This is a genomic window from uncultured Bacteroides sp., from assembly GCF_910585845.1.
In the GTDB taxonomy this organism is placed as follows: domain Bacteria; phylum Bacteroidota; class Bacteroidia; order Bacteroidales; family Bacteroidaceae; genus Bacteroides.
This window is the reverse complement of sequence record NZ_CAJUHF010000005.1, coordinates 16,015-40,086: the sequence shown is the minus strand read 5'-3', so window position 1 is coordinate 40,086 and position 24,072 is coordinate 16,015. Positions and strand designations below refer to the sequence as shown.

Sequence of the window (24,072 nt, the reverse complement as noted above, 5' to 3'; positions counted from 1 at the left end):
ATAATGTTGCTTCAATTATTCCATATAATAGTTATTTGGTATATTTGTGCCAAAATATTATTAGTATGGCAAAGGTAATACATGTGCATTTGACGCACGGAATAGAAGGAACAAAGCGGAAAGATTGGTATTTCAGCAGCATTTCGGCGGTTTATACCGTTTTTACAGCTGAGCAGGTGGGTGCAACGAAGAATTATTTGCTGCATGCAGGATTGTCCGGAAACGGTACTATATGCACCAAAAAGGCTATAATAAAGCAATCTACGCTCATTTCTTGCGGGCGTAGTGGAAATGTGTCAGACGAATAATAAGCGGCCAAAAACGCAATAAAAATGGCTTTAGAATGATCCGGTGTGGGGAGGTGGTTATACCTCCCTTTTTTTGTGCTTTAAATCGGTCTTTTTTGATGCTGGACATTCAGGTGGGCATTAAAAGTGGACATTCACTTTTATAGAACTGGACATTCAAAATAGGGTTTTGGCGGTGTGCGATACAGACGTACTAAAATACTATAATTTTAAAAATACCCCTTGTTTTTTATTTAATAGCCCCCCCCTAAAAACCTATCATTTTTCACGCTTTAGTTTTTAAATGCCCAAATATCAGTGTTTTTATACCCATATATGAAGGTAGGGGAGGGGGATTGCTTGGGAGGGGGACATCATGGGGGGTGATAGGGGGTACGCTTCGTTTCCCATCACCGGTGTATGGTAACAGTAAATCCGCCTACCCGACATTTGCAGTACCGGAAATGGACGCATCCGATACATGTTTTTCCTTTTCGATTGTCATTTGCCGGATTCGTTCCTCTAAGCGTCCGATTTCTCTATCTTGTTCCCTGATGATTTCTTCTTTTTCGCGAATTAAGGCAAGGAGAGAGGAGAGTTCGGTTGTTTGTGTTGTTGTAGATGATGTATTATAGTAAATATCACCTTTCCCTGTAAGTAACCAGGTAGGGTTTATATCATTATGTATTTCGATAATTTTCGACACCCATAAACTTGATATATCTGTCCCTTTGCTAATGCATCTTGAAATTACTCCATTTGAGCACCCAATAGCTTGTTCAAGCGCCCTTGTACTGATACCTTTTTCTTTAATTAGGATTGCAATCCTGTCGGAAATGTTCGCCATAAATCGTAAATTATCTACATAAAACTTTTTGGTGTCGAAAATATTCTATATATTTGCAGCGTGTTCAAAAAGGAACACCGCGCCAAATATACAAAAAAGGCGTGTGATTAGCGAATTTTAAGGATTAAAGAAAATGAAAGCAAAAGTAATTATAGCCCAAGCAACAGCTGAGACCGCCGAAACTCTTTACGGGCTGGTCAAGAAGATGGTAGATACAACAGCAATCAAGGCTTATCCCAGTGTAGATTATCAGGCAGTTTTCTTTTCGGCTGATAGATACGACTTAGACTTTGTAAAAAGAGTATTGGCGGATAAGTGCTTTTCTTTCAAAATTGAAGATGCAGAGTAATACAATAAAATAAGTGAGTTTATGACACAGCAAGAATTTATGGAACGGACGGGGATAACCCCTACAGTAGAGGATTTTGATTACATCTGTGCGGTTTATCTGAACACTTCGATGAACAAGGATGAGTTCTGCAAAGATTTCAAGAAACATGGGGACAGCCGGATTATCCGCGATGTTCATGTACGAGTGCTGAACTATGAAATGAAATGTGAACGTCAAAAGGAAGTTATCGACAGCCTGACCGACTTTCTGATTGGCAAGGCACATGCGTATGACGATACCGATTTCCGCAAAGAAGCGGTAAGGCTGGCCGGTGAGGTGGAAGTGGTGAAACGGACCATCGAATTGGGGCTTCCGCTTTGGGATGAAGACAGAAAGATTGTCCTTTCGATGATAGAGGAACAAGGCAAATAGATTCAGGATAACCCAGCGTGACAACCCGGAAGGCGTTAAGAGACGGGTGACGGTGTGGAAAGACACACGGGAGTGCATGGTTCTTGCGCTGGGGTTCGATTCCCCGGACTCCCTCCAATATTAATCATTAAAATAAGTGAGATATGAACAAGAGGTACATTCACATTACGAAAGCTGACCGCGACTTTATCGCAAAGGCGCTCAACGTGACAGAGAAGACTGTTTATAACGCTATCCGGTTTGATGACCGTCGTGGCAACTCCGAACTTTCTGCAAAGATTCGTAAGTTGGCCATGGATCGTGGCGGTATTGTGATGGTTGTTATTCCGGAAATAGAGACTTTCCATGATTATGACAATGTGATGCATCAGTACTGTCCGAACGGTGCCTTAATAGAGCTTGACCGTAAAGACGGCAGTGGGCAGGTAATTTTCAAGGGGGAAACGGTGAAGACTTACGAGCATGTGATGGTTGCTGATATTAACCAAATCCAAGCGTTTGCATCGGCATTGAGATAGGAGGTGGCTATGTTGGTGTATTACGGTAACATACAGTGTATTTCTGCACGCGAGCTCATAGATAAAGGCTATATCACCAAGTCCTGTTATGACAATTGGGTGAACCGTGGCCGTATCAAGGTGGTGCGCCGTGGTGGAGGTGCTGCTGGAAATTGCGCGTTGGTCGCCCTCAATAGTCTGCCTACCGAGTGTCTGGAGCGGGTGAAGGAAGATAACCCCGGTGGAACTGAGCAGGCACTCCGCCACTGGATACTATCAAACTATGTGCTGGATCAGGCTGCAGTAGCTTATTTCTTGGATTGGGCCTCCCATTCTTCCAGCAACAGAGCTACAGACGAACTTGCCCGGAAATATGCGGTGAATGCTTCAGTTCTGAATACTTGTATCAAGCTTTATAACAGAAGCAATGATTACCGCAAACTGATGGGTGAAAAATATAACTGGGACATGATGGCCACTACCATCGAGACCTTACGCAAAGACTTTGGTCATGACCTTCCTGCCAGTACCCTGCGTTTCCGCAAGAAAGTGAACGAATACAAGCAGTATGGTTACGAATGTCTGATAACCGGAAAATTCGGCAACCAGAACAAACGGAAGGTAACTCATATGGACGAACGCCTGGTGATGAGTTTGAAAGTACTTCCCAACCAACCATACGGCAGTGATGTGCATGAAATGTATCTGTCGTTTGTATGCGGTGAGCTGGAAGTATGGGATCTGGAAACAGGAGAGATATTCAATCCGGAAAACTTTACGGATAAGAACGGGGAACCGAAAGAACTGAGCGAAAGCACTATCCGGAACATTCTGAACAACCCGGCAAACCAGCTGCTGATAGAGAAAGCCTTGCGTGGGCGTATGGAATTCTATCATGAGCAAATGCCGCACATGCACCGCCATGGTGGTGAGTTCTCTTTGTCACAAATTACGATGGATGACGTGGATTTGCCGCGTCGGATGAAAGGCGGCGAGTATGTGCATGCCTATTATGCCTATGATGTGGTGAGCCAGTGCCGTATCGGGCTGGCCTACGGACGGGATAAGGATGATGCCTTGGTAGTGGACTGTTTCCGTGATATGTTCCGGCTCATCGAACGCAACGGATGGGGTATTCCAGCCGGTATTGAGGTGGAGCAGCACTTGATGAGCAAGTATAAAGGAGGATTTCTGAAGGCAGGTGAGGTATTTAAGTTTGTGCATTTCTGTGCTCCACAGAATTCACAGGAGAAATATTCTGAAGTTCTGAACGGTGTGTTCAAGACAACCATAGCACATAAGAACCATGAAGGCATTGGCCGCTGGTATGGTAAGGGTGCACGGCGGGTGGACCAGAAGAAAGTGAGCGACAGCAGCAACCACACCTGGGAAGACAGAAAGTATTATACGTTTGAAGAGCTTGTGGCGGATGACCGTCGCGATTGTGAAGAATGGAACAATACGCTTCACCCCAATCAAAAGAAATATCCCGGAATGACCCGTTGGGATGTGCTCGTAGCCAAAATCAATCCGACCCTTCGACCGCTTGATAAACTGACCTTGAGCAGATATATCGGAGAAAAGGTAGATACCAGTATTCGTAGAAATTCCACAGTACGTGTGGCAAATGCGGACTGGTGGCTGAGCGGTCCGGAAGTGCTGGAGCAGCTGGAACCAAACAACCGCAAGGTGACGGCTTACTATCTGCCGGATGAAGAGGGCAAGCCTACGGATGTCTTCCTGTACCAGAACGACCGCTACCTTGACAAGGTTCGTCCGGTAGTGACTTACAACCGGGTGATGGCAGAACAGACCGAAGAAGACCGGGTAGCCTATACAGAGCAGGCTAAGATTGTAAGTCATTTCGGCAAATACCTCAATGACCACGCCATCGGCAAGGTGGGCACCGGTACACCCGATCAGCCAACGGATGATCCGGAAGAGGAACTGGAACTTCCCCCGGTGGAACTATCCGATGATTTGCCAGCCGATTTGTCGGCAGATCCGGAATCTGATTATGAATGGCACTCCGGAATAAGCGAGGCAATGAGAGCCATCAGTGATATGTAAGAACAGAATTAGAACAACATTAAAACAGCGTTAGAATTATGATTACAGAAGCGCAAAAACAGAAGATTATAGTAGCGATAGCCGGCAACCGTGTGAACTATCCCAGTGATGCCAAGCATGCTGCCTCTTTGGGCATCAGTACGTCTGTGTACAGTGCAATCAAAAACGGACAGACAGACAAAGCCCTGAGCGATGCCAACTGGATAAGCATTGCCCGCAAATTAGGGGTAAACCTCCGTGGTGAAATGGAATGGAAAGCAGCCAAGACCCCGACATTTGAATATATCACAGCCCAGCTGGAGTTTTCACAGCAGTCCAGCCTGTCGGGTATCTTGTGCGACATGCCCAATATCGGCAAGACTTTCACGGCACGTTGTTATGTGCAGAGCCACAAGAATGCCGTTTATATCGACTGCTCGCAGGTAAAGACCAAATTGAAGCTGGTACGCAAGATTGCTGCAGAGTTTGGTGTGGACAGTAAGGGAAAGTATTCTGATGTGTATGAAGACCTGGTATATTACCTCCGTTCTATGGAAACCCCGCTTATCATCCTCGATGAAGCAGGCGACCTGCAGTATGAAGCTTTCCTTGAACTGAAGGCCTTGTGGAATGCCACTGAGCGCTGCTGCGCCTGGTATATGATGGGGGCAGACGGATTGAAAGAGAAAATCAACCGGTCCATAGAATGTAAGAAGGTGGGCTATACCGAAATGTTGAGCCGTTATGGTGACCGTTACAGCAAGGTGACTCCGGATGATGGCAAGGAGCGCGAACAGTTCTTGAACAACCAGGCACGTATTGTGGCCAAGGTAAATGCCCCAGCAGGTGCTGATATAGCCCAGATTGTACGGAAGACACGCGGTGGTTTGAGAAGAGTTTATACTGAGATTGAAAAACTTAAAATGACAGCGGAATAATGAAGCGTGCGTACAGTCCGAAGGAAATAGCCGCCAAGAAATGGGTTACTCTGCCGTGGAATGAGAAATGGAGCAAACCTTTCGGGTTCCCGGCAGAGAACGCTTCGTGGTTCATCAGTGGTGCCAGTGCCAGCGGGAAGAGCAGCTTTGTAATGCAGCTTGGAAAGGAACTGTGTAACTATGGGCCGGTGCTGTACATGAGTTACGAAGAGAAAATCAACCAAAGTTTCCAACGGCGTATGGAGTACTTGAAGATGAATGAGGTGCAGGGTAAGTTTCGCGTGGTGACAGAAGGCAGTCTGGAGGAAGTGATTGCCAGACTGAAAAAACCGAAAAGCCCGAAGTTCATCATCATTGATTCCTTCCAGGTGGCCGGATGGGACTATCCGCAGGCTGTGGAACTGATGGAAACCTTTCCGAAGAAATGTTTCATCTGGATCAGCCAGGAAAAGAAGAGCCAGCCAATGGGTGGCGGTGCTGTAAGATTGAAATATATCTGTGATATGAAGATTCGAGTGGTCGGTTATAAAGCTTATTGCCAAGGCCGCGCCATTGGAGACCTAGGAAGCTATTATGTGGTATGGGAAGACGGAATCATTCAAACAAGTAATAATTTACCAAAGTGATTATGGATAATAACGAAAAGGCTTTTGAAAGCTACACCGGAACGGAAGTGTTCCAGATTCTGCTGGACGGAAGTTCCAGCAGGGCAGTGTTGGATGACTGGCTGGAGCGAAACATCCAAAGTGATCTGAAAGTGAGAAGAGCGAAAACGCCCGGTCATGTCGTAATAGAAACGGGTGATGTCTTGTTTGCACGTAATGTGCTGATATGGAATCCAAGTTGTAAAGTCAACATCAAAAAGAAGTGATATGGAAAAAGACAAAGTTTACATCAGTGGGGCAATAGCCCACTACAATATCGATGAGCGCAAAGGTGCGTTCCTCGATGCTGAAAACAGATTGCGTGCTATGGGGTTCAATCCGGTGAATCCATTTAAAAACGGACTTCCGGATGAAGCGCACTGGAGAGAGCACATGCGGGCGGATATACGCCTGTTGCTGGATTGTGAGTATATCTATATGCTGAAGGACTGGGAACTGAGCAAAGGTGCTAAACTGGAACTTGATGTGGCCAGTTCGTGTGGCATTAAAGTATTGTTTGAGTAAAAATGGTCGATATGGGAAAAATAAAAATGGAAACCGGTGTTGTGGTGATGACGTTGACTGCTACGGTATATAGAGGAAATATTCGTGAAATCCAATCTTCACGCATAGGATTTTGCGGGGAGTACAACAAGGAAATACTTTCTAAAATGGGTGCTGAATTCAAAAAGATATTTGCTGGGCAAATTGAGGCTGAATACAAAGCTAAATCAGTGAAGACGGATAAGATAATTTATCGTGTCAGTACCAAATCAACTGAATGTGAAATGATTCTTAATGGCAAATGATATGGCACAGGAAGTAACCAATTTCGCCCGGTTCTATGCATTGTTCAACAAGCTGCCCTGTACAGGAGACCGGGAAGAATTCAAGAAAAGCATTGTGCAGCAGTACACGTGGAACCGGACGGACAGTCTGAAGGAAATGACAGCCAAGGAGTATGAAGCCTGCTGTACGGCTCTGGAGAAGCTGAGCGGACAAGACGAATGGCGACAGAAGCTGCGTGAGGAGCTGCGGCGGAAACGGAGTCTCTGTCTGAACCTGATGCAGAAGCTGGGCATAGATACATCCGACTGGGCACGAATCAATGACTTCTGCAGTAATCCCCGAATAGTCGGCAAGGCGTTCAGACAGATTACGGTGGACGAACTGGATGAACTGGCAGTAAAGCTTCGGTCCATACAACGGAAAGGCGGCTTGAAGCCCAAGAAAGAAAAGCAAACGATTAACCCCGTGAGCATGGTATCACTCATTCAGATTGACCCTGATGCTCCGGCAAACTGATAGGATATGGAAAATAGAAACACAAAGATTTTAGAGAATCTGAAAAAGGAAATCAACCTGCTTGCCTCTGATATGGAGAAGCAAGATGCAGCCGAGTTTTATAGCGAACTGGCTGACTGGGCATACGCCAACGGAGAGGCTATGCTGATGGAAGATGAACCTGAAATGCAGGATTATGAAAACCAATAACCCCAAAAAACAAGAATCATGGAAGAAATGAAACAAACGACCGTGGTAATGACGGCAGAGGAAAAGGCGGAATTTGAAGCCTTCCAGAGAGAAAAAGCAAAGAAAGCGGCAGAGGAAAAAGCCAAGAATGACCGCGAAATGTACAAACAGATGGTGGATGAGGAGATAGCCAACTCCATTCCGGTACTGCTGGGCATCAGTGAGCAGATCAAGGCAAGCAAGCAGACTGTGATGGACAACTTCAAAACCATTCTGGAAATGAAGGCAGACCTTTTCAAGACCAAGGTGAAGGATGACCAGCGCAGCCATACCTTTACTAACAGTGAAGGCGACAAACGAATCACGCTGGGTGTGTATGTGACCGACGGCTATCGTGACACGGTGGAAGACGGTATAGCCATTGTGAAGGAATATATCGAAGGCTTGGCCAAAGATGAAAAGACCAAGGCACTGGTGAGCATGGTGCTTCGTCTGTTGGCCCGTGATGCAAAGGGTACGCTGAAGGCTTCACGCATTGTGCAGCTTCGCAAAGTGGCCATGGAAACCGGAGATGAACGTTTCATTGAAGGTGTACGCATCATTGAGGAAGCCTACCAGCCGGAAGTGAGCAAACAGTTCATCCGTGCTGAAATCAAGAACGAAAACGGAATGTGGAAACCTATCCCGCTGGGAATGACAGAATCATAAATTATAGAACTATGATACAAGAAGTGGAGAAATCTCCGAAAGTAGCCCTGTGCCGTACTTGTCACGGTACAGGTAAAGTAAAGAAAGTTGTAGAATATCCCTCTCGGATCTTTGGAAAGAAGCGAAGAGAAACCGTTGAGGAAGTCTGCAGACAGTGCGAAGGAAGTGGCCGGGTAATGGTAAGCGCAAAAATGACGCTTGACATCCGTCCCTATAAACCTAAAGTAGAACCGTCTATGAACGATTAAACCTATATGGGAAAGCGGCACGGAGTTAGTTATCAGAAGCGTGTAGCAGAAGTAAACAGGATATATGACCATTATGCCAGTCACGGTGTACCGAACCGTGAAATATGGCGGCGGTACATATATCCTGTGTATGCTATTAGTGAGCGTACGTTCTACAATATGCTTAAAGCGTCCGCAGACCCTAAAAACGATTTGCCGGACGATACGGTACAATTGAAATTTAACTTTGACTGGGAATGAACGAAGACGTTAAAAAAGTAGTGGCCCGGATACTGAAAGACATTCAGGTGGAAATGAGCGATGAGTTTGACAAGAACTTTGAGCGGCAGGCTTTTTTCAGTGAGAAATGGCAGCGGCGGAAAAGTCCCATCCGGGATGAAGGCAGAGCCATACTGACAGATACCGGGGCGCTTCGGAAAAGTATTGGGAGTCGGACGACGGAAAACAGCATTACCTTCTTTACTTCTCTGCCCTATGCGGCCATTCATAATGATGGTGGTGAAATAGTGGTGACAGGGCGAATGAAGCGTTTCTTCTGGCATAAGTATTATGAGGCCACCGGGTCGTTCGGGAGAAGGAAGGACGGAAAACTGCGGAAAGACAAACGAAATGCCCGGCTTGATACAGAAGCCGATTTTTGGATGTTCATGGCTTTAAAGAAAGAAGGAAGCACCATCAAGATACCCCGCCGCCGTTTCCTCGGCACATCGCCTGAAGTGGAAAAAGCCGTCCGTGAGATTGTAGAAGAGAACCTAACAGAGTATTTCACCATTGAATATAATATCATAAGAAAATGAGAAAAGAACTTTATCGGCTGCTTTGCAGCGAACTGAAGGCCATTGACCTTATAAAGCACATAGACTTGTGGAACCACAATGTGGAGTTCATCGAGCAGGAAGAGAACTGGGAGCGTCCGGCTGTCTTTGTGGAATTCTGCCCTATACAGTGGAATGCGATTGTTCCCGGTGTGGAATACCGGGCAGAACCTTTAATCAAGCTGCACATCGTGACAGACTGGGAAGGTTCGAGTGCTGATGGAAGTGAGCTGCAGGAAGATGCGCTGAAGGTGTTTGACCTGCCCGGGCTGATTCATGCTCGGATTGCCGGCTTGAGTGGGGAAACCTTTCTGGAACTGGACCTGGTGGAGAGTGATACCAATCACAACCATGAGGAGATTGTGGAAAGTATTGAGGTGTACCAGTGTGTGGCCATCAAGCGGATGCAATAGTCGTCTTTATTAGAAAGGAAAAGCCGTGGACGTATAAATTACCGTCTGCGGCTTTTCTGTTCAATACAGGCAAAGTAAACGCCATCAGGCGGCCTCTTTCTTGTAAAGCATCATATCCGTGTAAGAAGAGCTGTAATTCATGTGAGCATTGAATTCCACCTTTGTGCAGTTTTCAAAAGGATTACCCAAATCCCTATTTCTACCTATCCATTCGCACAACTCCAGAATTGAAGATTTGTTGGAAGTGAAATATACGTATGAATGTCCCTTCAGTACATTTAGCACATCCAGGTAGTCGGCCATATTCCAGTACATGTTATAGGTTCCTACGTCAGTGGACAGATAGGGCGGATCAACAAGAAATACTACCTCAGGAATATCTTTATACCGGTTGAACACTTCCTTGTAATCGCAAGATACGATTTCCAACCCTTCAAGATAGTCCGCACATTCCGGGTAGCCGGTCTTACGTATGTTGTTGTATAAAGCTTCCTTCCGCATATCCTGAACAGACAGTTTGTATTTCATGGAAAACAAAATAGAGGAGGAGAGGGTAATGAAATCCACATATCCGGTAGTTTTTTCTTCCTGCTCGATGCGGCTTAATATTCGTTCACGCAGTTCCCCTTTAATGATTTTATGACGTGGTACGGAATTTCCCACTATTTCGCGAATGTCTGCAAGCAGCTGATTCGTTTGCGGAATGTGCTTCATGCGGAAGCGGTAGTTATCAAAGTCATTATAGATAACAGTAGAGTGGGGCTTGAGGGATTTGGCAATGTGAGACAACAGTCCGGAGCCACCGAACAGGTCAACAAACAATGTTCCATCCGGATATTGCTCCAGCACTTTCATGAATTCCTTGGCGAACATGCGCTTTTGCCCGACAAATGGGAGAGGGGCTGACAGATACATCTTTCTCATACGTTCAATCATTTTTTTCTGCAAATGTAGATCTATCAAACTATATAGAGCATTCCAGCGAATTAATCACACTGTATCGATTGTGCAGTGCTTCCCTAATCGTTTGATAAGGTCGTACACCTTGCGTTCACAGATTCCGTATCTATGGGAAAGTACAGCTACTATATAAGACACTTTTTCACCATTGGTATGCAACTTGTTATATTCATTATATAGTTCTATATATTGTACATCATCGGGACGTATGCCCATGCAATGGCATGTTTTTAAAAGCTCCCTGTTCAATTTTAGTATCTCAATTACTTTCATATCCAGTTAAATTTTGTACATTTGCACTGTCTCACTTATCATTGCGCAGAATAGCGCTTACATAAAAAAAGCCTCTTACTGGCGAACGAGGGTATCTGCCCCCGGTCGTGCCGGTAAGAGGTGCTTTATGTTTAAATGGTAAGTGAGACGACTATTTAACAGGCCGGGGGCTTTTTTTATTCCTCCCCCCGTGGGGAATTCACTCAATCAACCCGATACAATTCCAAGTTGAATACATCTTTCCTTTTCCATCCTTCTGCCAGTGTATGTTGGATGTGTCTGACCGCTTGAACATAGAAGTCCTTCAGTTCATCCAAATTATCAAAGGTATGGTATTTCGGTTGTTCATCCGAACCAAACTTAAATGTCACTGGCAGGGTTTCTCCGCCTGTCTGAACGGCCAAATCGTATGCTGCCTTATAATTGTACTGATTCGCCACAGAAAGCCATACAGGAGCACCCTTATAGGTGAATCCGGACAGGATAGCTGCATCAGTCTGGCTGTTATACCAGGACATAATCAATGTGCGAATTTCCTCGCCGGTAGGTTTATGGTTAAACTCCTCTTCCATGTAGGAGGCAGAGCCGTCCTCTTTCTCCTGCACATCCCAGCGGATGCGCCATTTGTCTTTAACCGGGTTCGTGCATTCCATCAGCGAAACACCGGCACTTCCTTCAACTCTTCTCATGTAAACACGTATTTGGTTCTACCTTTGCCGAAGGTCTCTGTCTTGATGGTCGTTTCAAACGGAAAGCCATCCGGCATTTCTTTCACTTGTGCGAGAATATTCTTCATTTCCTCGCTGTTGGTGAAGAATTTCTTTGCCTCGCCGTTCACTTCGATGGCCACAATACAGCGGTCTTCTCCCTGCTCGGTCTTGATACCGGTCTCAAAATCCTTCACTACAATCGGTAAGTTTACCAGTTCCCGGATGCTTACCACCACTCCGGGAAATCGCTTTTTGCCGTCCTCCGGCTTGTAAGCGACATTCAAGTCTTTAAAACTTCTCATTTCTTTGCCTGTTAATTTTTTAAACAACTTATTACAGTCGGCGTGTTTCGTCATGCCGTAGAAACTGGCAATCAGTTCCCGCCGTCTTTTCCTCGATTTTACCTCGTGCATCTTCCGGGCAAACTTCTGCTTGATACGTTTCCGCAATCTCACATAGTCAGGCCGGATAACATAGCCAAGGAAATCAATGCCTTCTTCTACAGGGAACACCCGTTCATTCGGCTTAATTTCCAAGTCTATTTTCTCCATTTGCCCGTGAATAACATCACGAATCTTCCACAATTCCGCTTTCGTTTTACCGAGTACCAGTCCGTCATCGCAATAGCGGTAGTAATAACGAACCCCGTACCTGTCCTTCAGATAGTGGTCTAAAAATACAGACAGAAGCAGGTTGCCTGCTCCTTGTGAACTGCGCAGTCCAAAGCTGATACCCTCCGGCAGCATTGTCACGAACCGCTCCAGCAGCACCAACAGCCTTTCGTCTTTGAACACCCTGCGGAAGCACCACATAACAAAATCCTGCCGCACATTGTCGTAGAACCTGCGGATGTCAAACTTGTAGGCATACAGCGTGTACTCCGGGTCTTTTTGCAAATCGGTACGTATGCAATTCATCAGATCATGAGTGCCACGACGTTTAATGCTGGCCCCGGTAGTCCGGATATAGCGTTTCTGCAGGTGACGGTCCACCACGTTCATTACGGCATATACTGCGATGCGGTCATACATGGATAAAATCTGCAGGATGCGACTTTTGCCATACTCTTTGATTCCCGTCTCATGGTATCCACCAAGTTGAAACGAACCGTTTTCAATGGCAGCAGTAAGTTCGGATATAACCTTCTCCCTACGGGCAAGCAGTTTTTCCCCTTGAGTGGACTCTTTACGATCGGTTCCACGCAGTACGGCATCGAATGCCTCCGACATATTGGAGTATTCGATGATTTCCTCTATGATGTATCCTTCCCTGCGCATACGGTTTTGCTGTTGGTTTGTAAATACGGAAGATAAGGGCCTTCCTTTCCCCGGGCCTGACTTCTTCGAACTGATAACAGCCTACCAAACTCCACCCGACGCGTGATTTTTCAGCTTTCCACCCTAATGGGTGCTGTTGCTGTGGCTTGCTTCCCTCGGCACCGCATTGGGGACACGTCCCCGGTGCAGTACGCCGATTAATTAGATTTCCAGACGCGAGCCGACATTCGCATTCGTGTTCGAAGCATCGTTATTCGCATTCGCATTCGATACACCGCCATTCGCGTTCGCATTGTTGTACCCGCGATAGACCACACGGACTATCGGGAAGCTCCGCCGGGTACAAAGTTACTGATTTAACAGGCAAAATGAACTAAATCATTACACTATCCACCAAAATATGGCCGACAATATGCCGCCGATGACGGTAAGAGACCAGTCTATCCAGTCCCAAAGTCCGCCTTTCAGTTTGTCTTTGAGTTCCAGACAGGAGGCAGCGACAGCTGCAGCATAGAGTGCTGTCCAAGGTGTGAAGGCCAAAATGCCTACCAACAAACCGCCAATAAGGTGTTTATAGCGGTTGCTTTGTTTGAGAAATTCGATAATTTTGTTCATAACGGTTTGTTTTTAAAAATTGTTTTGTATATTTGCAGCAAGACCCCCGAAAGGGCGCGATAACTTCAAGCTTGTGGGGCAGTTAAAGCTGTGGCATGATTCATGTCATGGCTTTAATTTTTCTATAATACTCGCAATGGAATCTTTCCCTTTGTCATCAGCTGTTATTTTAACCGCTTTGCCTTGATGTATTACATAGCATTCCTTTATTGTGCCTTCTTCAAAGTCTGTAGAGCGCCAGTTTATGTATTTTGCCAATTCAGATACAGGCAATTTTTTATCCTTCATGTGCATATCCAAATCGATAACAACCACTTGGCAACCTTGCTTGATAGCTTTCTTGAATCCGGACTGAATCCCTTTAGGAGATTCTATACCTTTGCGGTCTGCAATCAGACCATTTATCATATATTCCGGGTTCTTTACCCCATGCTCTAAAACGTTCTCCCGGACTTTTATAACCATTTCCGGGAATGATTCGAGCATGGCGTATGCAGCACGAATATTGTCTTGTACTTCCGTTTTATCAGCATCCTTGCTGATTTTTAGTCTATTGCCATATAGCTTATCATTAAAGCATCCCTTATTCTCTTCACAAATACGGATGAACTGGCATGCCTCGCAGAGTTCATTGTCAGGAATAGGATTCTTTGCCAGTTTCAGTTTTCCTTTCGCTATGTCGCAATCCTTACAGTGCTTGATGGTGTATGGGTTATAGTCGGGCATCGTCTTTTGTTCCATGCCTGCATTGAACCGGAACATACCTTTCTTATCAAGTTCCAAAGCTGACTCTCCTCTTGCCATAGCCTCTTCATGATCCGTAGTCGGATACTTGGATTTGCGTACCTGGACTACGGAACAGCGGCAGCCCCATCCGTTAGGCGGATAGAATTCTTCCCAGAACGGGTCTGAAGCCGGGAGTGTAATGCCGGCCATCTCCGCATGGGTGGGACGTACCTTTGCATCCCCGGCCGTGCGGTACTGCAGATAATAGCGGTCGCCGTCCTGCATGAACCGTTCCCATTTGGCCGCCATTTCAGCCGAAGCCTGTACAAAGTTGAATTCAGCCCGTAGATAGTTTGAATTGTATGTTTCGTCGATCTTCCGGACATCATTCAAAAAGCGTTCGAACGTCTTTCTATTGCCGTTCTCATCCAACAAGGAGGGAAAGGCTTCATTCAGTTCATGAAAGGTCTTCAGCCCGGAGAATACATAGTTGGAGCGCTCCAGCCGTTTGCGCATAGCCTCGGACATTTCCACCTGCCGGAATGATCCGTTCAGGACAGAAGAATGAGTCTCTATCATTTTTTGCACATCTTTGTCTGCCATGATGTTAATGGAAAAAGAACTTCCTTCCTGCTGAAAAAAAACTTTCATCATATTCTTGAATTGTTTGCTAATGTCTTCACTTGGCAGACAAACATCTTGGCCGGTTCCATAAGAAAGGAGCCTTTTAATTATATCATTGTCAGATTGGCTAATCCGTGAGAGATTTAATACATTGTTGGAATAGACCTTTCCTCTCATTATTCCTGCATATAATTCAGCTTCCAATTCCCATTGGTCTGTAGCAGCATATATTGAGACTTCTTTTTCAATCAGTGACTTTGTTTCACCGAAAAATCTTTTGTTTTCGCTTTGTTTATTATATTTTTCTTTATTGCAAATAAAATCAATGTAATGACCGAGTTCGTGCAGAATAGGATTATCTTGTGCGGCCCAACCTATTTCTACAGATTTTGCGTCTCTTTTCCAGAAATCATCGTTTAATTTCTTATTGACTTCTATTGTTGGAGTGCCGTCACTCCGGAATTGTGCAAGCGTCCTTTTCTTCATTCGGCCAGATTCTTTAATCACAGGTAACTCTATGCCATGCCTTAAAATAATACGCGCAGCTTCTTCTGCTTTAGCTTTTGCAGTCTTGTCACTAAGAGCACTTGCCCATTTCTTTGCTGAAGTTTCGATGTTTTCCTCGCTTTTGCTCAAGCACAATGATAAATGGGAGTAATTCCTGCCTAAGATTTTAGCATATCGCTGGTGCAGCCCCGAATAATCATCGGGGCTCAGTCGAAAAAACGGGACAGCGTTTCAGCCGGTTTGCCGTCTTTCTTTTTTTTCGGTTCTGTCGGGTCCGGCTCTTCCTTCGGCTCCTTCTCCTCGCACGGAATGCCATATTTTTCCTCAAAGTACTGTGGCTTCACCTTGTAGTGCTGGAGTACCATTTCTTCGTAGGCTTTCTGCTGTTCGGGTGTGTAGTCAATGGAGTAGTCCCAATCAAAGCGCAGCCCTTTGACAGGGAACCCGTGGCGCACCATGCGCGGAATGAGCTGGTTGTTCACTATATCCCGAAGCATATCACAGTCGCTTTCCACAAGGTTTTGGAACACTTCAAGGTGCGTTTCAGACTGTGAGAGGCTGCTTCCGTCCTCGATGGTCATCGTCTGCCCGATGATAAGCTTTGACAGTTCGGAGTTGGCCCGATCGATGCGCTTGTCATAGACATTGAATGCATCTCCCTTGCCGCTTTCCACAAACTCTATTTCGGTTTCCATTCCTGCCACCATAGAGAGGGCGGTTCCGGTTTCACGCAGCATTTGGTCGAGACGGTCAATCTCTTTCTGATCGCGCGAAGTAGTGCGTGCTATACGCATGGGCATTCCGAATATTTCCCCGAAGGTATCCCAAAAGGCCAGCATGTTCTTTTTGGGGATAGTCTGTGAAGCCGCCTTGAGATACAGCCCGAGGTCGTCAGGTCTGCCGGCCTCAATGAGCCAGTCGGAAAAAGGAGGCTGGCGGTAATCTATACCGGTAGTCCAGTCCTGCCCGAGGTCGGTTATGACACGTCCGTACTCAGGAATGACATGTTTGCGCGGAATAAGCTTCACATCCGAATAACAGATGTAGCCGTCGCCGTCAGTGCAAAGGTCGCCCAATTCGATGAGCGAATGCCCCCAGTAGATTGAATCAAGGGCATAGCGCATGAACTGCTTGAACCAGGACTGGTCAAAGAAATGAACCGCTTCCTCGTTCTCATCCCCTTTCATATCCACGATTCTGAACGAACGTGCCATGACAAAACCTCTGCGCTGTTCCACACACCCGGAGAGGTGAAGGTCTATTTCCGCGTCCCGGTAGATGTCGTACAGGCGCTGGCGGCTGGGGCTGTCCACATTGATGGCATACTGCCAGGCATCGCGCCAGTTCTTGATGTCCTTCCGGGTGAGTGCATCGGTGGTGCGTTGCAGGTCGATGACCATTTTCTGCACCCGCTTGATGTCTTTTCCCTTGGCCAGATTAAAATTGCCGTATGGCGTTTGCAGTACGTTTTTCGGTTTACTGGAAAACATACCGCTGAAAAAGTTTTTAATATCCATAGTCCTACCAGTTATGATGAAGCTGCTTCTGACAGCTGTAAACAAATGAATTTCCGGACGGAAGCCCATCTTCTCCGACAGCCAGGGGCAAATCAGGGACAATTTTTCCGGCCTGTATCCCCTCGAGCATTTTTATTGCACGCTCGTAGCGTTCCTTGCGCACCTCGCTTCCCATTTTCTGCGGAACTGACGCGCTCATGTGATAGAGTGCGATGTCGCAGGCGTACGTTACGATGAGCTTGTTACGCTGTTCATCCTGTGCAGAGAAAATGGCCGTACAGTCGTATTTCGAACGCAGATAGCCGGATATTTCCTCCAAAGCCACCGTTTCCGCATCGGCACGGTTTTTGGGGCTTACCTGAGAGATGACCTTCAATGCGTTGTCGCCGATGACAACTTTGTAATCTTCTTCTGTAATGAACATGACTTTACTTTTATTTAGTGATGAACAATGCCATTTTTTCTATATCCCGGATAGTGGTTCCCTTGCGGAAACGGTGGCGGTGAATCAGTTCGCAGATATTCCTTTTGGGGACAACTTTCAGTTTGCCGCCCATATACAGGACATAGTACTTTCTTCCGTAGAGCTTGGCATACTTGCAAGCACGGGCAACGGCACGTTTATAGCGCCATGCAAAAATCATTCTTTTAATCAGCTGTATCATGTTACCATATATTTTTGGCGGTCGGCCTTTTGCCGAACACTGGTTGAAAACTCTCCTGCCTTGAATTGCGCTGCAGCATCCAGATGGCTCCTTCGTCGGCATCCGGTGCATCATCGTGAATACGGCTGCCACGCTCCAGTGCCAAGGTCTGTTCGATTCCGGTCTGCATATCCGGCGATTCTTTCAACTTCTCATTGTAGAATACGAAACCGCGTTCCCATAATGGTGACACCGCTTCGATTCGCTGGAGCTTGTCCGGCTTCTTTCGTTTGTCCGGCATGATGGGCAGTTGGTATCCACGCAGCTTCCCTTCTGCCTCAAACTCATCCAGAATGACATCCTGCATGAAGTTCGCTTCCATAAAGAACTGGACGGCTGCCGTATCGCGTGTACGCTCGTAGAGGTCGTAAAGCCACCGTACCATTCCGGAAACGGTATCCTGCCGAACGTAACAGTCTATAAGGTGCAGTTCCTTCCCAATCTTGCCCCAAAGCCGGCAAGCCTTGTAGTCGTTGGAGGTGGTCGATTTGAAAGAGGGGTCGGTATAGCAGACCAGCATTTCATACTTGGACAGTTTGGGCAGTTTCTTGTAACGAATCCAGTCTGCCCGAAAAATAGTTCCGTCCACGATGGGGTTGTGCATCATCTCCTTTTCCCATGCCCGGTAGCCTACGAAATCCCTGTATTCCTGCGCCTCCTCTTTCGTCCATTTTTCGCGCCATACCGGTTCTCCGTTCTTGTCTATTGCCTTGATGACGGATACATGTACCCCTTTTGTTTTGGTGAGATTGGCCAGCACCGAGTTTTTAGAAATGAGGTTCCCGACCATGATAAAACGCCCCCGGCCCACATCCAGTGCACCAAAAAGGGCTTCTTTCACCCAGTCTGTAATGTCATGCACCCGTTTTTCATTGCGGCACAATTCGTCGTCATCCAAGTCATCGATGACGATGTAGTCCGGACGTGCTTCCCGGTCGCGCAGACCACGCGGAGACTGTCCGCGTCCGCAAGCCAGGAATTTCACCCCGTTGGCTGCCTTGAACTCCCCATCCTGCCAGGAAGCATTTCCCTGCTGCTTGCCGAAGTCGGCAATGATGCGCTGGTTATGTTCCAGTTCTGCCTGAATATCACCCAGCAGACGTGTGGCTGAGTCTTCACTTTTTCCGACCACCACCATGAAGTTGATGAGACGTTTGGGCTGGAACATCAGCCACAGCGGAACAAAAATGTCCATGTGTGTGGACTTGGCATGGCCACGCGGCCACATGAACACCGCCTTCAGGTTGGGTGTGCCTTTTACTTTAGCCGCTGCCGCATTATGGAACGGTGCATTGTGGATGGTACGTATGATTTCCCCGGTGGTTTTGTCACGCAAGGTGAGAAAGTGGGGGAAGTAATATTCACAGAATGCGGCATAGTTACCCTGCAGACGCAGAATACGCCTGTCCTTTTGTGCCGGTGTCTCGCCCGCGAGCAAAGCCGTATCCGTGATGGACTGCACTCTTTTACAGTGTTCCTTCCACTGTTCGTATGCCTGTTTCTTTTCTGCTGCTGTTGCCATGGCCGTTTTATTTTATGCCCATCTGTTCGGTGATATACAGATCCTGGTACTTGTTGATTGCCCTGACCAGTTCCGGAGTCACTTCCGGGTCGATGGTTGAACGGTATTCAATCCATTTGGAGAATGCCATGAACACTTCGATGACATCCACTACATTAGCCTTCTTGTCTAACTTTTCGATCACCGCCGAAAGTTTGGCCAGTTTGTCCCCGAGACCGGCTACAAGTGCAGGGTCGTTTGATTCGTTGACTTGAGTAATGAGTGTATCAATAGTGAGCAGGAGTTTGTTCACCAGTTCCGGACGGGTGACGTTCTTTGCCGCCCTTGCTTCTTTCCATCCGTCAGCCGTGCACCATTTTGAAATGGTGACGCGTGACACGTCCACTTTCTCCGCAATTTCGGTCTGCTCCATACCGGAAAGGAACAGTGAGCGTGCAAGAGATTTTTTCTTTTCGATTTCTGCCTTTGTCATATAATAAAGAATATAGGGTTAAAGGCAGGCTTTGGAGTTCCTTGCACCTGCCCGATTTATTCGCAAAGTTGTCCGCTTATCAGCTTGCAGCCAAAATAATGTGCAACGGTTTCATAGAAGTGTGCAACCATTGCACACTTTTTTGGCTTCCCGGTAAGTGCTCTGTAATATTGCAGCGCCAATGCATAAAGGCGTGGCATGAGAAAATGAGTAAACGTGTAAGAATTTCAAACGACAGCCTGAACAGCTACGGAAGCCGTGTGCTGACATCGGGCATGAGTGTGGAGCAGTATTGCCGAAATCCGGTACTGCTGTACATGCACCAACGCGGGAACGTGATTGGCTATGTGAAGGACCTTCGGGTAGAGGATGGTGAGGTAACCGGGGAACTGGTGTTTGACGAAGCGACCGACCTCAGTAAAAGATGCAAGAAACAGTTTGAATTCGGCAGCCTGAGAATGGTGAGTGCCGGAATAGATATTCTGGAACTGAGTGACCAGCCCGAACATTTGCTGCAAGGGCAGACCAGCCCGACAATAACCAAAAGCAAACTGTATGAGGTATCACTGGTGGACGTAGGTTCCAATGATGATGCCATCGTACTGATGAAGGATGGGAAGCAAATCACATTGGGAAAGGATGGTGATTGTCCTTTGCCACTAATTAATAACCAAAAAACAACAGAAGAAATGGAACTGAAACTTTTAGCCCTTCAATTGGGGCTGCCGGAAACGGCAACGGATGCTGATGTTAATCAAGCCTTAAATGAACTTAAAGCAGCTAAGGCAGAGAATGATTCCCTGAAGCAAGAAAACGGGAAGCTGACTTTGGCCCGTATTACCGGTCTTGTGGAAAAGGCAGTGGTGGAAAAACGTTTGGGAGAAGACAAGAAGACACAGTTTATCGAACTTGGCAAGAAGGTCGGTGTCGATGAACTGAAGAATGTGCTTGATGCCATGCAGCCCCAGGTGAAGATTTCCACTGTATTGAGCTATCAAGGCGGCAAGCAGCAGGCACAGCCGTCCACCTATGCCAAACTGAGCGATGTCCCAAGTGATGCGCTGCTTGAAATGCGCGAGCATAACCCGGAGGAGTACAAGCGCCTGTACAAGGCTGAATACGGCATGACCTGTGAAATTTGAAAACCTTTAAAATGAAGAAAATGGGAAAAATTGTAATGCTTTTGACGGCACTTCTGTTCAATACGCTGACAGGTGTCGTGTGTGCTTCGGTATTGGGATTCTCTCCGGTGGCCGGAGCTGTGGGAATGAATGCGGTGGCAGCCTTTATGGGAATGACCCCGCAGAGTGCTTCAATACTCCGTGAAGGGGTTTATACGGAAATCTGGACAGGGGAACTTGTCAAGGTGCTTCGTGCCGGACTGGAAGGAACCTGGCTGGCGGGAATCCCCGACCAAAGCAGTATCGTGAACAACGATGTGATTCATCTGGTAGAAGTTGGTGTAGATCCGGATGTCTTGATTAACAACAAAACCTATCCGATTGATGTGCAGGCATTGGAGGACAAGGATATTGCCATCAAGTTGGACAAATTCCAGACCAAGGCCACGCCGATTACAGACGATGAGCTTTATGCAATCAGTTATGACAAGACCGCCCGTGTGAAAGAGGGACATGCCAACAGCATCAATGATGCGAAGTTCACCAAGGCAGCCCATGCGCTTTGTGCGAACAAAAATACGGAAACTACTCCGGTGCTTAAGACTACCGGCGAGAAAGATCCGGCTACAAACCGTCTGCGCCTTACCGTGAATGACCTTGTAGAAATGAAGCGTGCCCTTGACAACTTACGCGTACCGTCAGACGGTCGAAGACTGGTGCTTTGTCCCGACCATGTGAATGACCTTCTGCTGACCAGCCAGGCATTCCGTGAACAGTACAATATTGACCGCAACAGCGGCAAGGTAGGTAACCTTTACGGCTTTGAAATCTACGAGTACGGCAACAACCCGCTTTATACTACAGCCGGAGTGAAAAAGGCATTGGGTACAACGGCAGAAGCCGGTGAATTTCCGTGTTCGTTTGCCTTCTACAAACAGCGGGTTTTCAAGGCAACCGGTTCTACCAAGATGTATTATTCCGAGTCAAAGAACGATCCGTTGAATCAGCGTAATCTGATTAACTTCCGCCATTACTTCATCTGTATGCCCAAGAAAGAGGATGCCGGAGTGGTAATGATGAGCGGCTATCAAGCATGATGATTATGGGAAAGTTGAAGTATTTGGTAATTCATTGTACGGCAACTCCGGAGGGGCGTGAGGTATCATCGGCGGACATCCGCAAATGGCATACTTCTCCGGTTGTCCAGGGAGGAAGAGGATGGAAACAGGTTGGTTATACTGACCTGTTCCACCTGAATGGAGGCGTGGAACGTCTGGTAGAAAACAATGAGGATGCACAGGTGAACCATTGGGAAGTGACCAACGGAGCCAAGGGATATAACGGTGTAAGCCGTCACATCGTGTATGTCGGAGGCGTGGAAAAAGATGGTAAGACCCCGAAAGATACCCGCACCGGCTGCCAGAAGAAGGCACTGGAGAAGTATGTGAAGGATTTCCACCGGAAATTTCCTGATGTACGCATTGTTGGACACAATGAACTGGCAGTGAAAGCCTGTCCGAGTTTCGATGTGCAGGAATGGTTGAAAGAAATAGGTATTAATCAATAATAAAACCGGGTGGTATGGACTTGAGCGAATTTATGAACATTATCCTTGGCGGCGGCCTGGTTGGTACGGTGGCGACCATTGGCTCCTTGCGGGCTACTGTGAGAAAAGCGAAAGCGGAAGCGATGAAGGCCGAGGCCGGCGCAGAGGCTATGCGCATAGATAATGCCGAACATGCCACCCGCATTTTGATGGAAAATATTGTAAAACCTCTAAAAGATGAATTCTGTGAAACAAAGAAAGAACTGGCCCGCAATACGCGCGAGATGGCCCGTCTTAGAAAAGCCATTGATACAGCCGGTAACTGTCCTCATCGTGACGATTGCCCTGTGCTTGACAGGTTGCGCGAGTCACCGAAAGAGCATGAATCGGGAAGTCCGGACGGAATCGGCAAGCGCCGACAGCGCGAGCGGAAGCCGACGGGCGGGACTGGTGATGGCGGGGATACCGGCGAGTGCGTTGAAGCTGACAATACCGGTGGACAGCCTCCGTAAGCTACCTGAAGGTGCGGCGTATCGCGGCAAGAGCGGTCAGGCCAATCTGACTGTAGGGACTGACGGTAGCGGTAACCTTGTGGCCGAAGCTTCGTGTGACAGCCTGCAGCAGCTGGTGCTGTGGTATGAAGAAGAGCTGACACGCATTCGGAGCGAGACCCAGAGTGAAACTTCGAATGACGTTCAAATGGAAGAAAAACGCCCTCCGAACCGGATGCGGACGTTTATCACAGGTGTATTGGCCGGCTTATTGGCCGGTGTGTTATTAACCATCAAATTTTATAAACGATGAACAAGAATTTTATTTATGGCATAGCCAGCGTGAAGTTTGGCGAAGCGCTTGTGGGCTACATTGAGAAAGGCAGCTGGGACTGGGGCGGCCAGAAGCCGGAGAGCGTGGACATTGAGGCAGAACAGGTGCCGGATGCCCCGGTACTGACCCTGCTGCAGAAGAACGGCACGGTGAGCCCCACGTTTAACCTGATTCAGCTGGACTACAAGAACCTGAAGGCGGTGCTTGGCGGCAAGCTGAGCCCGAATGACGAAACCCCCACCTCGTGGGAGGCTCCGGAGGAACTGATTCAGCTTTCGGGCAAGTGGGAAATCAAGTTTGTGAGCGGTCAGACGATGACGATACCCAACGGTGTGATTCTGGCCAACCTGGGCGGCAAGCTGACGCTGACAGAAGTGTCGAAGGTAGAATGCCAGCTGAAGATCAACAAGCCAACGGAAGGCGGTGCTCCGTATAAGATTGCCGATTCTGCGGGCTAAAATGGGTGGCGATGGACAACCGATTGGAACAACTGATAGAAATGGAGTGTGCGGATGCGCTGCTGGACAGCGGCGTGTCCGTACCTCTTAAAAGGTGGAAGCTCCCATGGCTGAAACGTCCGTTGGAGGTGCGTGTGACGATGAAGCGTCCGAGACTGCGCGGGCAGATTCTGCTGGCGAGGGAATACCTGAAGATGGGTGTTGAACCTGGCTGGCAGCCGAAGGACAAGACCGAGGAACTAAGCTTTGTAGCGGAACATGGCAAGGCTGTGAGCCGTCTGCTGGCCTATACGGTGTGTCGTGGCTATGTGTCGCGGCATGTGGGCATCGGGGTGACGGCGTGGGTGCTTCGGAACTTTGTGGAGTGGAAGTATCTGATGGCGCTGTTCCGGACGTTTGAGCGGCTGATGGGCACGAAGGATTTTATGCGTATTATCAGCTCGGCGGCGCGGGCGAACCCGATGAGTCCGAGACTGAGCCAGGCAAGAAAGGGGAGTTAAGAACCCGTTATGAAGGTTCCCATAGCCCTTTCG

General features: G+C 47.4%; 34 protein-coding genes and 1 pseudogene. 23 read left to right on the top strand and 12 right to left on the bottom strand.

The window, feature by feature from the left end; all coding sequences use genetic code 11:
- The first annotated feature begins 65 nt into the window (after positions 1 to 65).
- Positions 66 to 308, top strand: a complete 243-nt coding sequence (locus QZ323_RS02640) for a hypothetical protein (protein WP_005798322.1) — start codon at positions 66 to 68, stop codon at positions 306 to 308.
- Between the two features lie 418 nt (positions 309 to 726).
- On the opposite strand, the gene QZ323_RS02635 is transcribed toward QZ323_RS02640, so the two are convergent.
- The gene (locus tag QZ323_RS02635) at positions 727 to 1,134 is read right to left on the bottom strand and encodes a hypothetical protein (protein ID WP_278531186.1); all 408 of its coding nucleotides are present in this window, start codon (positions 1,132 to 1,134) and stop codon (positions 727 to 729) included.
- Positions 1,135 to 1,267: 133 nt separating this feature from the next.
- Here QZ323_RS02635 and QZ323_RS02630 point away from each other — a divergent pair, with 133 nt between their 5' ends.
- The 15 genes from QZ323_RS02630 to QZ323_RS02560 all read left to right on the top strand — a co-directional run bounded on the left by QZ323_RS02630 (position 1,268) and on the right by QZ323_RS02560 (position 9,682).
- Complete coding sequence (locus QZ323_RS02630; protein ID WP_117615990.1) at positions 1,268 to 1,483, top strand: DNA-directed RNA polymerase subunit beta; 216 nt, start codon at positions 1,268 to 1,270, stop codon at positions 1,481 to 1,483.
- Positions 1,484 to 1,504: 21 nt separating this feature from the next.
- Positions 1,505 to 1,897 carry a hypothetical protein gene (locus QZ323_RS02625; protein ID WP_294632540.1) on the top strand — a complete coding sequence of 131 codons (393 nt, stop codon included), beginning with the start codon at positions 1,505 to 1,507 and terminating at the stop codon, positions 1,895 to 1,897.
- 143 nt (positions 1,898 to 2,040) lie between these two features.
- Positions 2,041 to 2,415, top strand: a complete 375-nt coding sequence (locus QZ323_RS02620) for a hypothetical protein (protein ID WP_278531180.1) — start codon at positions 2,041 to 2,043, stop codon at positions 2,413 to 2,415.
- Between the two features lie 9 nt (positions 2,416 to 2,424).
- Complete coding sequence (locus QZ323_RS02615; RefSeq protein WP_288871490.1) at positions 2,425 to 4,464, top strand: hypothetical protein; 2,040 nt, start codon at positions 2,425 to 2,427, stop codon at positions 4,462 to 4,464.
- A gap of 38 nt (positions 4,465 to 4,502) precedes the next feature.
- The gene (locus tag QZ323_RS02610) at positions 4,503 to 5,381 is read left to right on the top strand and encodes an AAA family ATPase (protein ID WP_294632538.1); all 879 of its coding nucleotides are present in this window, start codon (positions 4,503 to 4,505) and stop codon (positions 5,379 to 5,381) included.
- Positions 5,381 to 6,007, top strand: a complete 627-nt coding sequence (locus QZ323_RS02605; protein ID WP_294632536.1) for an AAA family ATPase — start codon at positions 5,381 to 5,383, stop codon at positions 6,005 to 6,007. The genes QZ323_RS02610 and QZ323_RS02605 overlap by 1 nt, the downstream gene beginning before the upstream one ends.
- 2 nt (positions 6,008 to 6,009) lie before the next feature.
- A complete protein-coding gene (locus QZ323_RS02600; protein ID WP_005798307.1) occupies positions 6,010 to 6,252 on the top strand; it encodes a hypothetical protein in 243 nt (80 codons plus the stop codon).
- Position 6,253: 1 nt separating this feature from the next.
- A complete protein-coding gene (locus tag QZ323_RS02595; RefSeq protein ID WP_005798306.1) occupies positions 6,254 to 6,550 on the top strand; it encodes a DUF4406 domain-containing protein in 297 nt (98 codons plus the stop codon).
- An 11-nt stretch (positions 6,551 to 6,561) separates the two neighbouring features.
- The gene (locus QZ323_RS02590; RefSeq protein WP_005798305.1) at positions 6,562 to 6,834 is read left to right on the top strand and encodes a hypothetical protein; all 273 of its coding nucleotides are present in this window, start codon (positions 6,562 to 6,564) and stop codon (positions 6,832 to 6,834) included.
- 1 nt (position 6,835) lies between these two features.
- On the top strand, positions 6,836 to 7,330 hold the full coding sequence (locus tag QZ323_RS02585) for a hypothetical protein (protein WP_234241371.1): 495 nt from the start codon (positions 6,836 to 6,838) through the stop codon (positions 7,328 to 7,330).
- 6 nt (positions 7,331 to 7,336) lie between these two features.
- Positions 7,337 to 7,519 (top strand): hypothetical protein, encoded by a 183-nt coding sequence (locus QZ323_RS02580; RefSeq protein WP_005798303.1) that lies wholly within the window; start codon positions 7,337 to 7,339, stop codon positions 7,517 to 7,519.
- Positions 7,520 to 7,537: 18 nt separating this feature from the next.
- On the top strand, positions 7,538 to 8,206 hold the full coding sequence (locus QZ323_RS02575) for a DUF3164 family protein (protein ID WP_117817375.1): 669 nt from the start codon (positions 7,538 to 7,540) through the stop codon (positions 8,204 to 8,206).
- Positions 8,207 to 8,460: 254 nt separating this feature from the next.
- Positions 8,461 to 8,694, top strand: a complete 234-nt coding sequence (locus QZ323_RS02570; protein WP_117748620.1) for a hypothetical protein — start codon at positions 8,461 to 8,463, stop codon at positions 8,692 to 8,694.
- A complete protein-coding gene (locus QZ323_RS02565; protein ID WP_008782239.1) occupies positions 8,691 to 9,251 on the top strand; it encodes a phage virion morphogenesis protein in 561 nt (186 codons plus the stop codon). Before QZ323_RS02570 ends, QZ323_RS02565 begins: the two co-directional genes overlap by 4 nt.
- On the top strand, positions 9,248 to 9,682 hold the full coding sequence (locus QZ323_RS02560) for a hypothetical protein (protein WP_288871475.1): 435 nt from the start codon (positions 9,248 to 9,250) through the stop codon (positions 9,680 to 9,682). Before QZ323_RS02565 ends, QZ323_RS02560 begins: the two co-directional genes overlap by 4 nt.
- A gap of 84 nt (positions 9,683 to 9,766) precedes the next feature.
- Here QZ323_RS02560 and QZ323_RS02555 read toward each other — a convergent pair whose 3' ends face one another.
- The 11 genes and pseudogenes from QZ323_RS02555 to QZ323_RS02505 all read right to left on the bottom strand — a co-directional run bounded on the left by QZ323_RS02555 (position 9,767) and on the right by QZ323_RS02505 (position 19,589).
- Positions 9,767 to 10,606, bottom strand: a complete 840-nt coding sequence (locus QZ323_RS02555) for a DNA adenine methylase (protein ID WP_288871474.1) — start codon at positions 10,604 to 10,606, stop codon at positions 9,767 to 9,769.
- A 66-nt stretch (positions 10,607 to 10,672) separates the two neighbouring features.
- A complete protein-coding gene (locus QZ323_RS02550; protein ID WP_234231052.1) occupies positions 10,673 to 10,915 on the bottom strand; it encodes a hypothetical protein in 243 nt (80 codons plus the stop codon).
- A gap of 203 nt (positions 10,916 to 11,118) precedes the next feature.
- Positions 11,119 to 11,604 (bottom strand): hypothetical protein, encoded by a 486-nt coding sequence (locus QZ323_RS02545; protein ID WP_294632521.1) that lies wholly within the window; start codon positions 11,602 to 11,604, stop codon positions 11,119 to 11,121.
- On the bottom strand, positions 11,601 to 12,902 hold the full coding sequence (locus tag QZ323_RS02540) for a reverse transcriptase domain-containing protein (RefSeq protein WP_294632519.1): 1,302 nt from the start codon (positions 12,900 to 12,902) through the stop codon (positions 11,601 to 11,603). Before QZ323_RS02540 ends, QZ323_RS02545 begins: the two co-directional genes overlap by 4 nt.
- A gap of 381 nt (positions 12,903 to 13,283) precedes the next feature.
- Positions 13,284 to 13,517 carry a hypothetical protein gene (locus QZ323_RS02535; protein WP_271705040.1) on the bottom strand — a complete coding sequence of 78 codons (234 nt, stop codon included), beginning with the start codon at positions 13,515 to 13,517 and terminating at the stop codon, positions 13,284 to 13,286.
- Positions 13,518 to 14,117: 600 nt separating this feature from the next.
- A pseudogene (locus QZ323_RS14435) lies at positions 14,118 to 14,897 on the bottom strand (phage minor head protein); the annotation flags it as partial.
- A gap of 683 nt (positions 14,898 to 15,580) precedes the next feature.
- Entirely contained in the window at positions 15,581 to 16,891 is a 1,311-nt protein-coding gene (locus tag QZ323_RS02525) for a DUF935 family protein (RefSeq protein WP_288871469.1), read from the bottom strand.
- Positions 16,892 to 16,895: 4 nt separating this feature from the next.
- Complete coding sequence (locus tag QZ323_RS02520; protein WP_119958504.1) at positions 16,896 to 17,315, bottom strand: phage protein Gp36 family protein; 420 nt, start codon at positions 17,313 to 17,315, stop codon at positions 16,896 to 16,898.
- Between the two features lie 10 nt (positions 17,316 to 17,325).
- A complete protein-coding gene (locus QZ323_RS02515; RefSeq protein ID WP_005798272.1) occupies positions 17,326 to 17,556 on the bottom strand; it encodes a hypothetical protein in 231 nt (76 codons plus the stop codon).
- A 1-nt stretch (position 17,557) separates the two neighbouring features.
- Complete coding sequence (locus tag QZ323_RS02510) at positions 17,558 to 19,117, bottom strand: hypothetical protein (protein WP_294632511.1); 1,560 nt, start codon at positions 19,115 to 19,117, stop codon at positions 17,558 to 17,560.
- A 7-nt stretch (positions 19,118 to 19,124) separates the two neighbouring features.
- Positions 19,125 to 19,589 carry a terminase gene (locus tag QZ323_RS02505; protein WP_005798268.1) on the bottom strand — a complete coding sequence of 155 codons (465 nt, stop codon included), beginning with the start codon at positions 19,587 to 19,589 and terminating at the stop codon, positions 19,125 to 19,127.
- A 206-nt stretch (positions 19,590 to 19,795) separates the two neighbouring features.
- Here QZ323_RS02505 and QZ323_RS02500 point away from each other — a divergent pair, with 206 nt between their 5' ends.
- The 7 genes from QZ323_RS02500 to QZ323_RS02470 are packed head-to-tail and all read left to right on the top strand — an operon-like array spanning position 19,796 to position 24,039.
- Entirely contained in the window at positions 19,796 to 20,731 is a 936-nt protein-coding gene (locus QZ323_RS02500; protein ID WP_288871483.1) for an HK97 family phage prohead protease, read from the top strand.
- Positions 20,732 to 20,766: 35 nt separating this feature from the next.
- On the top strand, positions 20,767 to 21,807 hold the full coding sequence (locus tag QZ323_RS02495) for a hypothetical protein (protein ID WP_196212488.1): 1,041 nt from the start codon (positions 20,767 to 20,769) through the stop codon (positions 21,805 to 21,807).
- A gap of 5 nt (positions 21,808 to 21,812) precedes the next feature.
- A complete protein-coding gene (locus tag QZ323_RS02490; protein ID WP_288871482.1) occupies positions 21,813 to 22,277 on the top strand; it encodes an N-acetylmuramoyl-L-alanine amidase in 465 nt (154 codons plus the stop codon).
- 14 nt (positions 22,278 to 22,291) lie between these two features.
- Entirely contained in the window at positions 22,292 to 22,768 is a 477-nt protein-coding gene (locus QZ323_RS02485) for a hypothetical protein (RefSeq protein WP_294632506.1), read from the top strand.
- A complete protein-coding gene (locus QZ323_RS02480; protein ID WP_294632505.1) occupies positions 22,734 to 23,060 on the top strand; it encodes a hypothetical protein in 327 nt (108 codons plus the stop codon). The genes QZ323_RS02485 and QZ323_RS02480 overlap by 35 nt, the downstream gene beginning before the upstream one ends.
- Positions 23,057 to 23,539 carry a hypothetical protein gene (locus tag QZ323_RS02475; protein WP_278528772.1) on the top strand — a complete coding sequence of 161 codons (483 nt, stop codon included), beginning with the start codon at positions 23,057 to 23,059 and terminating at the stop codon, positions 23,537 to 23,539. The genes QZ323_RS02480 and QZ323_RS02475 overlap by 4 nt, the downstream gene beginning before the upstream one ends.
- A gap of 11 nt (positions 23,540 to 23,550) precedes the next feature.
- Entirely contained in the window at positions 23,551 to 24,039 is a 489-nt protein-coding gene (locus QZ323_RS02470) for a hypothetical protein (protein ID WP_278528771.1), read from the top strand.
- Positions 24,040 to 24,072 lie beyond the last annotated feature (33 nt).

Excerpts from the sequence above, each read along its gene's own strand:
- QZ323_RS02640 (WP_005798322.1), top strand. The coding sequence starts at position 66 with ATGGCAAAGGTAATACATGTGCATTTGACGCACGGAATAGAAGGAACA.
- QZ323_RS02635 (WP_278531186.1), bottom strand. The coding sequence starts at position 1,134 with ATGGCGAACATTTCCGACAGGATTGCAATCCTAATTAAAGAAAAAGGT.
- QZ323_RS02630 (WP_117615990.1), top strand. The coding sequence starts at position 1,268 with ATGAAAGCAAAAGTAATTATAGCCCAAGCAACAGCTGAGACCGCCGAA.
- QZ323_RS02625 (WP_294632540.1), top strand. The coding sequence starts at position 1,505 with ATGACACAGCAAGAATTTATGGAACGGACGGGGATAACCCCTACAGTA.
- QZ323_RS02620 (WP_278531180.1), top strand. The coding sequence starts at position 2,041 with ATGAACAAGAGGTACATTCACATTACGAAAGCTGACCGCGACTTTATC.
- QZ323_RS02615 (WP_288871490.1), top strand. The coding sequence starts at position 2,425 with ATGTTGGTGTATTACGGTAACATACAGTGTATTTCTGCACGCGAGCTC.
- QZ323_RS02610 (WP_294632538.1), top strand. The coding sequence starts at position 4,503 with ATGATTACAGAAGCGCAAAAACAGAAGATTATAGTAGCGATAGCCGGC.
- QZ323_RS02605 (WP_294632536.1), top strand. The coding sequence starts at position 5,381 with ATGAAGCGTGCGTACAGTCCGAAGGAAATAGCCGCCAAGAAATGGGTT.
- QZ323_RS02600 (WP_005798307.1), top strand. The coding sequence starts at position 6,010 with ATGGATAATAACGAAAAGGCTTTTGAAAGCTACACCGGAACGGAAGTG.
- QZ323_RS02595 (WP_005798306.1), top strand. The coding sequence starts at position 6,254 with ATGGAAAAAGACAAAGTTTACATCAGTGGGGCAATAGCCCACTACAAT.
- QZ323_RS02590 (WP_005798305.1), top strand. The coding sequence starts at position 6,562 with ATGGGAAAAATAAAAATGGAAACCGGTGTTGTGGTGATGACGTTGACT.
- QZ323_RS02585 (WP_234241371.1), top strand. The coding sequence starts at position 6,836 with ATGGCACAGGAAGTAACCAATTTCGCCCGGTTCTATGCATTGTTCAAC.
- QZ323_RS02580 (WP_005798303.1), top strand. The coding sequence starts at position 7,337 with ATGGAAAATAGAAACACAAAGATTTTAGAGAATCTGAAAAAGGAAATC.
- QZ323_RS02575 (WP_117817375.1), top strand. The coding sequence starts at position 7,538 with ATGGAAGAAATGAAACAAACGACCGTGGTAATGACGGCAGAGGAAAAG.
- QZ323_RS02570 (WP_117748620.1), top strand. The coding sequence starts at position 8,461 with ATGGGAAAGCGGCACGGAGTTAGTTATCAGAAGCGTGTAGCAGAAGTA.
- QZ323_RS02565 (WP_008782239.1), top strand. The coding sequence starts at position 8,691 with ATGAACGAAGACGTTAAAAAAGTAGTGGCCCGGATACTGAAAGACATT.
- QZ323_RS02560 (WP_288871475.1), top strand. The coding sequence starts at position 9,248 with ATGAGAAAAGAACTTTATCGGCTGCTTTGCAGCGAACTGAAGGCCATT.
- QZ323_RS02555 (WP_288871474.1), bottom strand. The coding sequence starts at position 10,606 with ATGAGAAAGATGTATCTGTCAGCCCCTCTCCCATTTGTCGGGCAAAAG.
- QZ323_RS02550 (WP_234231052.1), bottom strand. The coding sequence starts at position 10,915 with ATGAAAGTAATTGAGATACTAAAATTGAACAGGGAGCTTTTAAAAACA.
- QZ323_RS02545 (WP_294632521.1), bottom strand. The coding sequence starts at position 11,604 with ATGAGAAGAGTTGAAGGAAGTGCCGGTGTTTCGCTGATGGAATGCACG.
- QZ323_RS02540 (WP_294632519.1), bottom strand. The coding sequence starts at position 12,902 with ATGCGCAGGGAAGGATACATCATAGAGGAAATCATCGAATACTCCAAT.
- QZ323_RS02535 (WP_271705040.1), bottom strand. The coding sequence starts at position 13,517 with ATGAACAAAATTATCGAATTTCTCAAACAAAGCAACCGCTATAAACAC.
- QZ323_RS02525 (WP_288871469.1), bottom strand. The coding sequence starts at position 16,891 with ATGGATATTAAAAACTTTTTCAGCGGTATGTTTTCCAGTAAACCGAAA.
- QZ323_RS02520 (WP_119958504.1), bottom strand. The coding sequence starts at position 17,315 with ATGTTCATTACAGAAGAAGATTACAAAGTTGTCATCGGCGACAACGCA.
- QZ323_RS02515 (WP_005798272.1), bottom strand. The coding sequence starts at position 17,556 with ATGATACAGCTGATTAAAAGAATGATTTTTGCATGGCGCTATAAACGT.
- QZ323_RS02510 (WP_294632511.1), bottom strand. The coding sequence starts at position 19,117 with ATGGCAACAGCAGCAGAAAAGAAACAGGCATACGAACAGTGGAAGGAA.
- QZ323_RS02505 (WP_005798268.1), bottom strand. The coding sequence starts at position 19,589 with ATGACAAAGGCAGAAATCGAAAAGAAAAAATCTCTTGCACGCTCACTG.
- QZ323_RS02500 (WP_288871483.1), top strand. The coding sequence starts at position 19,796 with ATGAGTAAACGTGTAAGAATTTCAAACGACAGCCTGAACAGCTACGGA.
- QZ323_RS02495 (WP_196212488.1), top strand. The coding sequence starts at position 20,767 with ATGCTTTTGACGGCACTTCTGTTCAATACGCTGACAGGTGTCGTGTGT.
- QZ323_RS02490 (WP_288871482.1), top strand. The coding sequence starts at position 21,813 with ATGGGAAAGTTGAAGTATTTGGTAATTCATTGTACGGCAACTCCGGAG.
- QZ323_RS02485 (WP_294632506.1), top strand. The coding sequence starts at position 22,292 with ATGGACTTGAGCGAATTTATGAACATTATCCTTGGCGGCGGCCTGGTT.
- QZ323_RS02475 (WP_278528772.1), top strand. The coding sequence starts at position 23,057 with ATGAACAAGAATTTTATTTATGGCATAGCCAGCGTGAAGTTTGGCGAA.
- QZ323_RS02470 (WP_278528771.1), top strand. The coding sequence starts at position 23,551 with ATGGACAACCGATTGGAACAACTGATAGAAATGGAGTGTGCGGATGCG.